Annotated in this window: 10 protein-coding genes; 8 read left to right on the plus strand and 2 right to left on the minus strand. The window is 32.0% G+C overall.

Features of this window, described 5'->3' with window-relative positions:
• From N4A42_RS09595 to N4A42_RS09615, 5 genes are all read left to right on the plus strand, one after another.
• A partial coding sequence (locus N4A42_RS09595) for a DUF202 domain-containing protein (RefSeq protein WP_294073317.1) occupies positions 1-243 on the plus strand: 243 nt, incomplete at its 5' end.
• A 127-nt stretch (positions 244-370) separates the two neighbouring features.
• Complete coding sequence (locus tag N4A42_RS09600; RefSeq protein ID WP_294073319.1) at positions 371-1,801, plus strand: hypothetical protein; 1,431 nt, start codon at positions 371-373, stop codon at positions 1,799-1,801.
• A 71-nt stretch (positions 1,802-1,872) separates the two neighbouring features.
• Entirely contained in the window at positions 1,873-2,343 is a 471-nt protein-coding gene (locus tag N4A42_RS09605) for a hypothetical protein (protein WP_294073321.1), read from the plus strand.
• A gap of 45 nt (positions 2,344-2,388) precedes the next feature.
• Positions 2,389-3,192: a class I SAM-dependent methyltransferase gene (locus N4A42_RS09610; RefSeq protein ID WP_294073323.1), complete on the plus strand. Its 804-nt coding sequence runs from the start codon at positions 2,389-2,391 to the stop codon at positions 3,190-3,192.
• A gap of 83 nt (positions 3,193-3,275) precedes the next feature.
• Positions 3,276-3,848, plus strand: a complete 573-nt coding sequence (locus N4A42_RS09615) for a DUF4136 domain-containing protein (RefSeq protein WP_294073325.1) — start codon at positions 3,276-3,278, stop codon at positions 3,846-3,848.
• On the opposite strand, the gene N4A42_RS09620 is transcribed toward N4A42_RS09615, so the two are convergent.
• Positions 3,842-5,005: a THUMP domain-containing protein gene (locus N4A42_RS09620; protein WP_294073327.1), complete on the minus strand. Its 1,164-nt coding sequence runs from the start codon at positions 5,003-5,005 to the stop codon at positions 3,842-3,844. The two genes, N4A42_RS09615 and N4A42_RS09620, sit on opposite strands and share 7 nt — an antisense overlap.
• Positions 5,006-5,183: 178 nt before the next feature.
• Here N4A42_RS09620 and N4A42_RS09625 point away from each other — a divergent pair, with 178 nt between their 5' ends.
• The 3 genes from N4A42_RS09625 to N4A42_RS09635 all read left to right on the plus strand — a co-directional run bounded on the left by N4A42_RS09625 (position 5,184) and on the right by N4A42_RS09635 (position 7,184).
• Entirely contained in the window at positions 5,184-5,915 is a 732-nt protein-coding gene (locus N4A42_RS09625; RefSeq protein WP_294073329.1) for a class I SAM-dependent methyltransferase, read from the plus strand.
• Positions 5,916-5,918: 3 nt separating this feature from the next.
• Positions 5,919-6,593, plus strand: coding sequence for a ZIP family metal transporter (locus tag N4A42_RS09630; RefSeq protein WP_294073331.1), 675 nt, complete (start codon positions 5,919-5,921; stop codon positions 6,591-6,593).
• Between the two features lie 162 nt (positions 6,594-6,755).
• Positions 6,756-7,184, plus strand: coding sequence for a DUF4268 domain-containing protein (locus N4A42_RS09635; protein ID WP_294073333.1), 429 nt, complete (start codon positions 6,756-6,758; stop codon positions 7,182-7,184).
• A gap of 290 nt (positions 7,185-7,474) precedes the next feature.
• Here the strand turns inward: N4A42_RS09635 and N4A42_RS09640 are convergent, their stop codons facing one another.
• Positions 7,475-8,542 carry a tyrosine-type recombinase/integrase gene (locus N4A42_RS09640; RefSeq protein WP_294073335.1) on the minus strand — a complete coding sequence of 356 codons (1,068 nt, stop codon included), beginning with the start codon at positions 8,540-8,542 and terminating at the stop codon, positions 7,475-7,477.
• Positions 8,543-8,583 lie beyond the last annotated feature (41 nt).

The raw sequence follows: 8,583 nt of genomic DNA on the forward strand, positions 1-8,583 counted from the left end.
CTCATTACCAGAGATTGGTTAGCCATAGAGCGCACCAAACTAGCTAACGAACGTACTTTCTTAGCTTATTTTAGAACGTTTTTAGTAATACTAGGAACTGGTGTAACCATTATAAAACTCGAGTTCCTTTCAGACTTAAAAACTTATGGTATTATTCTTATACCTGTTTCTACTATAATTCTATTAATAGGCATTTACAGATTATTTAGAGTTAGAAAAGTTATTAGGCAGCATTATTCTTAATCTTTAGTTGATTTCTGTATTTATTACACCTTCAATTCCTTTTTCATTAAAAAGGTAATAATGAATCAATTGTTGTATTTTCAAACACTGATTATCAGCTAAATTATTATCAATTAAAAAACTAAACATGAAAAAACTAATCCTTACACTTCTTATTACATTACCATTATTAAGTTATGGGCAAAAAATCAAAATAAAAAAAGGCATTATTACTTTTGATAAAAAGGAAGTCGCCAAAGTCAATGATAATGTTAAAAACTTTTATAAGTTTTCTACGCTAGATGGCAAAAAAGCTTTTGATGTAGAATTTAAAGGGATGTCAGCCTCTAATCTTGAAGGTTTTCAATGGTTAGAAATGACTTCTGCTGATGGCAAAAAAACAGAAATACAATACGAAGTTTTAATGACTTCTTTTAGTGTTACCAAACTAATCATCAAACTTTTGAGCGATAAATACGAGCTCATTAGTTCTAATGGCATAGATATGACAAAAGTAGATGAGTTCTTTGCCGTTGAGCGCGAAAAATTAAGTGATAAATATGCAAAAGCAGTAGTATCTGCCAAAGCGGACGAAGCTCAACGTCAAAAAACTATTGGTCGTTATAACCCATTTGTAAAAGATGATGGTACCATTTTATTTGGTGGCTCTAGAGGAACAAAAATTGCTGGTAAAGTAACGTATTACCAAAATGTATATACAGTAAAAGATTTAGATAAAATTGTAATTGGCACAGCTAAGGGATGCTCCACATGCACTTCCGTAGATGCCAAAACCTACACCGATGAAGAATTTAAGTTCGACTATGGATCGCGCACAATGATGACTGGTCGTTTTTCTAGATCATTTGCACAAATTTTTGTTGAAGAATTATTAGGAAGAGGTTATCAATTACAGCACGAAGCAAAAGCTTATAAAGCAAGACTTCACAAAGAACGAGTTAAAGTAGCCAAAGAAAACAGCATAAACCTTTATGGCGTTGATGGTACAGTGACAGATACAGACGGTAAAACGTATAAAGGTACTATTTATGCCATTTTTGAAAAATTACAGTTAGACCCTTCGCAACAACAAAGTGATTATGCCGAAATGAATCGTATAGACAAGTTTGGGAAATTTGTTAGCGTAAAATATAAGAATGATAAAAATCGAGAGCGCACAAAAAAATTCTCAGCTAAAAACAAGGTTAAGTTTTGTGCAAATGATAATGGAACAGAAAAATGTTTTGTTGGTATGAAAACCAAAGGAAATGCACTTAAGAAGATGTCTAATGCATCAAACTTAGGATTCGATAACTCATACTTCTATGAGATTATTTATGAAAACAATAGTCATATGGTTCTAAACAAACCAGGTGAAGAAAGCACTTATGTATTACGATTTTCTAACAAAAAGGAAGGTTTTATGATAGATGGTAGAAAAAATGAAAAAGTATCTGCTAAATTAGCTAAGTATATTTCAGAGTGTAAAAGCTTAGCAGAAGATCTTAAAAATGGAGAATTTGATTTAAGTAATCTCGATAATTTAAAGCAGATTGTAGATGAATACTGTAAAAACTAGATAAAAGAACATATTTAAAATAATGAAGAAGGCAAATTTGCCTTCTTTGTTTTTTACACTAATTTTAGCATATGAAGATAGAATCAATCGTCACTATAAAAAAAGAGCTACAGCATTTGCCAAAAGAAGACTTATTGGCGCTTTGCTTACGCCTTGGAAAGTTTAAAAAAGAAAACAAAGCACTTCTTACCTATTTATTATTTAATGCGCATAATGAAGATGCTTATGTAGAAAGTGTAAAAGAAACCTTAGATGAGCTTTTTGAAGGAATAAATACAGACAGTTATTTCTATATGAAAAAAACGATTCGGAAAATTCTAAGGCAAATTAGAGTGTACAGTCGTTATTCTAACAAAAAAACTACAGAAGTAGAGCTCCTACTCTATTTCTGTGAGCGTTTAAACACATTAAAACCTTCCATTCATAGAAACAAAACATTGAGCAATTTATACGAGCGCCAAATCTTATCTATTAAAAAGAAAATAAGTGTCTTACATGAGGATTTACAATACGATTATAATTTGCAACTAGAAACACTTTAATAGTAATTCTATATACTATATTTGCCCTTAATTAATTTGTTACACATGAACAAAGCGAAACTATCTAACCTACTAAGGCAATTCAAGCTCATTTACCTTGCCGATTTAGTAAGATTTCGTATTCAGAAATATAAGCATCAAAAAACCAATAACGCGTTTAGAACAAAGCATCCTAATGTTGCATTACCACCAGATTATTTAATCTATGAGTCTTTCCAGATGAATTACGACAAGTATTATAATGGTGGACTTAACATGGCTAAAAAATTATCTGAACACTTTAAAAAACACATTGAATTAAAAAGTATTAGCATTCTAGATTGGGGCTGCGGACCAGGACGAATCATTAGGCATATGCCAGATGTTATAAATAACAATTGTAAGTTTTTTGCAACAGATTACAATGCTAAATCTATTGCTTGGTGTTCTGAAAACCTACCTAAAGTTCAATTCAATAAAAACGAATTAAATGCCTCTCTGCCATACAATGATAATTCAATGGATGTTATTTATGGTATTTCTATTTTTACACACCTCTCTGAGCAATTGCATTACGACTGGTTTAACGAGCTTTTTCGTGTTTTAAAACCTAATGGCATAATGCTTTTGTCTATGCATGGAGATAATTTTAAAATTAAACTTACCGAAACAGAACTTAACGACTATAATCAAGGTAAAATAGTTGTAAGAGGTAGCATAAAAGAAGGCCATCGTACCTATGCAGCATTTCACCCTAAACCGTTTGTTGAAAAGTTATTTAAAGAAGCTACTGTTTTAGAACATATTATCCAAACATCGGAAACTAAAGATTGGGTACCACAAGATATTTGGATCTTAACTAAAGAATAGCATTACCTTTCTAAACTTGACATTTATCATAGTATTTCTACTTAGTAATTAAGAACTTTAAGAACATTCTAAATTACTGAGTTATGAGAGTTTATTATATAATTTCTGTTTTATTATTTTCACTTCTTTTTAATTGTGCTGCAACATCTGAAGTTGTTTATGATTATAACTTACAAACTGATTTTAATCAGTTTGATACTTACGTACTTTGTATAGACGATTTTACGGTAGAACATCTAAACCATCCTAATTTAGATAATGAAAACGTAAGGCTCACTATTGGTGATGCTGTAGCAATAGAAATGGAAAACAAAGCCCATAAAACCAATGTTTTAGAGCCTCAATTACAAGCAGGTTTTAGAATATTAATTAGCGAAGAAACCGTTGCGTTTAAAAACTGTGAGCATTCTAAACATTTAGAGTATTGGGAAAACTGTACTTTACACGAAGAAACCTATGAAGAAGAAACGTTAATTGTTTATGTTGCTGATTTTGAAACTAACAAAGTGTTATGGCATGCTTCTATTAAATGCGAATTAAACAAGCCTAAAAAGAAACTAAAGCCCTACATTAACGGTTTAGTTAAATCATTATTTGATACATATCCAAAAACGCAAGTTGGTCAAAATCCTGATGAATTTAAGGAGCTTCAATGATTTTGTTTCTTTGCTTTACGGCTTCCTGCATACATTTCGTACTTTACTAAGCGTGACTCTAGTTTAGCGTTAAAGACTTTTATTTTGCGCGAAGGTCTTAAACCTATAAACTTTAAAGCTTCGAGATTTGAAGTGATTAACCATGCATCTGTATTAGAATAGCCATGCTTTAGTGTTGTACCTATATTACCGTAGAATTCTTCAATATTTAAATTCTCTAAACGCTCACCATAAGGCGGGTTAAATACCATGTGTAGCTTATTAGTACCAGCCTTTTGGGTTTTAAAGAAATCTTCGTGTTGTATATGTACAAACTCGTCTAAATGTGCGTTTTTTATGTTAGCTATTGCTTTTCTTACTGCTGAAGGTGATTTATCATAACCAATAATTTTATAATGAAAATCTCGTGTTTTCTTTAGTAATGATTCTTCAATCTTTTCAAACAAATCTACATCCCAATCTTCCCAACGTTCAAAAGCAAACTCTTTTCGCATTAAATTTGGTGGTATATTACAGGCAATCATTGCTGCTTCTGCAAGCATAGTACCACTACCACACATAGGATCCATAAAATCGGTTTGGCCATCCCAACCACTCATCATAATTAATCCAGCAGCCAGCACTTCATTAATTGGCGCAATGTTAGTTGCTGTTTTATAACCTCGTCTATGCAAGGATTCGCCAGAAGTATCTAAAGAAATGGTACAACGCTGACGATCTATATGCACATTGATTTTTAGATCTGGAAAGCGCAAATCTACATTAGGTCTTGTGCCTCCATTTTCTCTAAAACGATCTACAATAGCATCTTTGGTTTTTAAAGCCGTGTATTGCGAATGGGTAAACACGCTATGATGCACAGTGGCATCAACCGCTAAAGAACCAGTTGGTTTAAGATAGTTTTCCCACTTTATGTGTTTAACATTTTTATACAAATCTTCTTCTCTAGTAACTCTAAAAGATTTTATTGGCTTTAGAATTTTAATAGCCGTTCTTAAACCCATATTAGCTTTATACATAAAGCCTTTATCACCAACAAAACTAACGTTACGCACCCCTTTTTCTACCTGCATTGCTCCAAGCTGCGTTAATTCTTTTGCTAATATATCTTCGAAACCAAATAAGGTTTTGGCTACCATTTTAAAGTTATTATCCATCTGCTAAAAATATCCTATAAGAAAGACTCAAATACTTTTTTTGAAATCTATTAAAAGTTTACTCGACTAAGTTATTATATCAAATCTCGCTGTGCGAACTGTGAGATTGCAAATTTAAACTATTTTTGCAGTACAATATATACTAAAAAAGAGACTCCTATTTATGTAGGAGATGAATATGACTAAATCAACAAAACAATGGTACGCTTCGTGGTTTGACACTCCTTATTACCACATCTTATACAAAGACAGAGATTACTCTGAAGCCCAACACTTTATGGATAATCTTACGCAATATCTTAATATTCCTGAGGGAGGTAATATATTAGATTTAGCTTGTGGTAAAGGCAGACACTCTATCTACCTTAATACTTTAGGTTATAATGTTACTGGAGTTGATTTGTCTGAACAAAGCATTAAACATGCTAAGCAGTTTGAAAATGACACACTTAACTTTGATGTGCACGATATGACTCTGCCTTATCCTAAGACGTTTGATGCTGTTTTTAATCTTTTTACAAGTTTTGGCTATTTTGAAGATGATACTTGCAATTTAAAAACCATTACATCTATAAAGGCTGAGCTTAATGACTTTGGCTTTGGTGTTATAGATTTTATGAACGTTAATTATGTAATAAACCACTTAGTTGCTAAAGATGTAAAGACTGTTGAAGGTATAGATTTTCATCAGCAAAGATCTGTTAAAGATGGTTATATCATTAAAGACATTAACTTTGAAATTGATGGTGAATTATACGAATTTCAAGAACGTGTTAAGGCCTTAACTTTAGATGATTTTAAGACTTTGTTTGAAAAAGCTGGTGTACATTTGCTCGATATTTTTGGAGATTACAAGCTACAAAAATACCATTCACAAACTTCTGAACGTTTGATTATGATTTTTAAGTAATTTATGAATAAGTATCTTTTTCCTATATATGCTATTATTATTGGTATTGGTATTGCTTTTTTAACTAAAAAGCAGCACTCTATTTATACCAAATTGCTTTTATCTTTTAGTGGTGCATTTTTATTAGCGCTTACTTTGTTTGACTTACTGCCTGAAGTTTATGAACATTTAGATGCTAAGCGTACAGGTTTATTTATAATGTGTGGTATTTTATTACAGATTATTTTAGAGTTTTTATCTAAAGGTGCTGAGCATGGCCATGTTCATATTAGTAAAAAAGACACTAAGTTTCCGTGGTTGTTATTTATAAGTCTTTGTATTCATAGTTTTTTAGAGGGTTTCCCTGTACATCAGCATAATGATATGGTTTACGGAATACTTATTCATAAAATACCTATTGCTGCTTTGCTTACTTCGTTTTTATTACAATCTAAGTTTGCTAAAGAACAGGCTATTAGTTTTATGTTTGTTTTTGCTGCTATGACTCCTTTGGGTACTTTGATATCTAATACTACAGACATAAATACGACTTATCTTATGAGTATTAATGCTATTGTTATTGGTATCTTTTTGCATATTTCTACTACTATTTTATTTGAAGCTGGCGAGGGACATAAGTTTAATCTTTCTAAGCTTGTTGCCATTTGTTTGGGAGTAGCTATAGCCTATTTTATTTAAGAGTTTTATTTTTCGTCTGTCAGTTAGAGCTAATTTAATAGATGTTTACCTTATAAATTAATGTATAGTTTTGTCTTTCTACCTAACAAGTTCTCGCTACAATTTTCTATTGAAAATCGCTCTAACTGACGTAATATTGCATTTATAAATCACTACTGATATATGTTCTCTAAAGAAGAAAGCCGTTTGTTACGCCAAGAATTTTGGACTAGTTTTGGAAAGTCTTTTCCGAGGAAGTGGATATTATATAATACTAAGATAAAGGGCTTATCGTTTAAGTTTCATTTTGATACTAAAAAAGCTTTTATAACTCTAGATTTGGAAGATGATTTAGAGAACCGTATTAATTGCTGGGAAAAACTAGAGGCGTTAAAAACCATACTGCATACTGATTATTTGCCTGATGCTATTTATGAAGAGGAATTCTATTTGACTAATGGTAAAGAAATTTCGCGTATTTATTTGCCTCTAGAGGGTAAAGTGTCTATTCATAATAAAAATACTTGGCAAGAGGTTATGGAATTCTTCAATATTAACATGATTTTGTTTGAAGCGTTTTTTGAGGAATATAGGGATATTATAAAGGGATAATTGTTTTTTTGATGCTAATCTATTCAATATTAAATAATTCTTAGCCTTTAAGAGGCATTTGGTGCTAGATTGGTGGTGATTTTGTTTTTTGTAGGAATTATCGATGGCTGACCCGAAGGAGACCCGAAGAAGACCCGAATTAGACCCGAAGGAAACCCGAAGGAGATGCGGTGTTAACTTTTGGGATGTTTTATAATGCTATTATTTTGGCTGATTTTGGGTATTTTATGACTTGTTGGTGTGTGGTGAGTGCGTTAGTTTTTAGAACACTGCTTGTATTTGGGTTTTTATTACAGGCTATCTAATGGGCTCTTTATTTTTGACATGCTTCTTGGTGTTACTTTTGTATATACTTGTGTTGTTTTTATGGAGTTATGCCCAAGTAATTCTTGTATGAAACGCATATCTGCGCCAGATTCTAATAAATGTGTTGCATAGGAATGCCTAAGGCCGTGTATGCCTATTTCTTTTTTAATGTTTGCTTTTTTCATGGCATATCTAAATACTTGTTGCAGACTAGATTTGGCGTAAGCACCTCCATATTGGCCTTCAAACAGATATATTTTTGGCCTGTATTGTAGGTAGTAGTGCCTTAGTTCTGGCAGAATGCTTTTGGGTAAGGGTACATATCTGTCTTTTTTACCTTTGGCTCCTCTTACGTGTACTACCATGCGTTTGCTATCTACATCTACAATTTTAAGATTTACCACTTCGGACACGCGCAATCCCATACCGTAACATAATTGTAATGCTACACGATGCTTTAGGTTTGTTGTAACTCTAAAAAGTTTCTTCACTTCTGTTTTGCTCAACATTTTTGGTAGTGTTAATGGTTTTTTGGGTCTTGGTATATCAAAAAACATTTTGGGTCTGTGCAATACTTGCTCAAAGAAGAACTTAATGGCATTTATTTTACCATTGATTTTTCTTTCGTGCATTTTTTCTACTTTAAGGCAATAGAGAAAATAATCTTTGAGGCGTTTTGGATTAAGGTCTCCTACGTAATAATCGTCTAGAAGTTTTAATAAATGCTGAAACTCTGCTAGGTAAACTCGCTTGGTACTTTGGCTATATTTTTTTAGAGTTAACTGTTTATTGAGGTCTAAATATGCTTGTTGGTTAATGAGATGTATTGATTTTGCTTTTTCTGCTATATTATTTCTTTTTTGCATTTGCAATGCTTGTCTTACGACATGAAGGTCTGGTAGGTACCATGATTTTTTGGATGCACTCCATTTTGCTGAGGGGAATCTTTTTCGTAATGCATTAATTAAGTTTGGGCTATACGCAAACTGAATAAGGATGACATTTTTATCTCTATGCTTGGTTGGTTGGAATGTGTATTTGTTAAAATCCATACGTTCATTTTGTATAACATATTGTATAAAAATAACAAAAA

It is taken from the genome of Winogradskyella sp., assembly GCF_025210595.1.
Lineage (GTDB): Bacteria > Bacteroidota > Bacteroidia > Flavobacteriales > Flavobacteriaceae > Winogradskyella.

Bases quoted from the DNA above. Each gene is read 5' to 3' on its own strand.
- N4A42_RS09600 (WP_294073319.1), top strand. From the start codon at position 371: ATGAAAAAACTAATCCTTACACTTCTTATTACATTACCATTATTAAGT.
- N4A42_RS09605 (WP_294073321.1), top strand. From the start codon at position 1,873: ATGAAGATAGAATCAATCGTCACTATAAAAAAAGAGCTACAGCATTTG.
- N4A42_RS09610 (WP_294073323.1), top strand. From the start codon at position 2,389: ATGAACAAAGCGAAACTATCTAACCTACTAAGGCAATTCAAGCTCATT.
- N4A42_RS09615 (WP_294073325.1), top strand. From the start codon at position 3,276: ATGAGAGTTTATTATATAATTTCTGTTTTATTATTTTCACTTCTTTTT.
- N4A42_RS09620 (WP_294073327.1), bottom strand. From the start codon at position 5,005: ATGGATAATAACTTTAAAATGGTAGCCAAAACCTTATTTGGTTTCGAA.
- N4A42_RS09625 (WP_294073329.1), top strand. From the start codon at position 5,184: ATGACTAAATCAACAAAACAATGGTACGCTTCGTGGTTTGACACTCCT.
- N4A42_RS09630 (WP_294073331.1), top strand. From the start codon at position 5,919: ATGAATAAGTATCTTTTTCCTATATATGCTATTATTATTGGTATTGGT.
- N4A42_RS09635 (WP_294073333.1), top strand. From the start codon at position 6,756: ATGTTCTCTAAAGAAGAAAGCCGTTTGTTACGCCAAGAATTTTGGACT.
- N4A42_RS09640 (WP_294073335.1), bottom strand. From the start codon at position 8,542: ATGGATTTTAACAAATACACATTCCAACCAACCAAGCATAGAGATAAA.